1 protein-coding gene is annotated in these 955 nt (G+C 68.2%); it reads right to left on the minus strand.

Going from position 1 to position 955, the window contains the following annotated elements:
- The coding region (locus AX685_RS11030) for a cation:proton antiporter (RefSeq protein ID WP_066488616.1) at positions 1 to 955 on the minus strand (955 nt) is incomplete at both ends.

The following is a 955-nucleotide window of genomic DNA, read 5'->3' on the forward strand; positions in this document are numbered from 1 at the left end:
GGGAACCGCCAGCGCCAGCGCCAGCCCGACCGCCCCGCGCAAGCCACCCCAGACGAGCACGTGCTGATAGGTGGCGGGCAATCGCCGCCGGGACCGCGCGAAGGGCAACGCCAGCGGATACACCGCCGCCGCGCGACCGATCAGCGTCAGCACGATGGCGATGCCCAGCGGTACCGACACCAGTGCGATCGGCTGGTGCGCTTCATGGCTGCCGATCAGCAGGAACAGGCACGAATTGGCGAGAAAGGCGGCATAGGCCCAGAAATCCTGGACATGCTGCCGGCCGGCGACCGAGATCGATCCGCGCGGGCCAAGGTTGCCGACGATCAGCCCCGCCGCCAGCGCCGCGAACACACCCGAGGCATGGACATGCTCGGCAAGCAGGAACGATCCCCAGGCGACGACCGTGGTCAGCGTCACCTCGACCAGATGGTCCGTCGTCCGGCCGGCGACGGTCAGCACGACGAAGCCGATCGCGGCGCCGATGGCGAGGCCGCCCGCCACGGTCCACAGCAAGGCGAGCGCCGCGCCCGATGCGGTCAGTGCCTCGCCATTGGCAACGCCGACGAGGATCGCGAAACCCACCGCAGCGACCCCGTCGTTGAGCAGGCTTTCGGATTCGACGACCATGCTCAGTCGCGGTTCGGCCCTCATCTCCTTGAACGCCGCGATGACCGACACTGGATCGGTCGCGGCGATCAGCACGCCGAAGAAGGCAGCACCCAGCACGCTCCAGCCGAGCAGCAGGTGCATGCCGCCAGCGACAACGGCGGCGCTGATCGCCACGCCCAGGAAGGCGAGCACGATCGTGATCGGCATCTCCGTCCGAAAGCGCGACCAGCGCAGCTGCATTGCCGCTTCGAAGATCAGCGGCGGCAGGAAGAAGTTGAAGATGAGTTCGCGCGACAGCGGCAGGTCGGCACCGACCGGAAAATAGGCAAGGCCGATACCCGCC

Origin of the sequence: Sphingomonas sp. CCH9-F2 (assembly GCF_001556735.1) — a bacterium.
In the GTDB taxonomy this organism is placed as follows: domain Bacteria; phylum Pseudomonadota; class Alphaproteobacteria; order Sphingomonadales; family Sphingomonadaceae; genus Sphingomonas; species Sphingomonas ginsenosidimutans.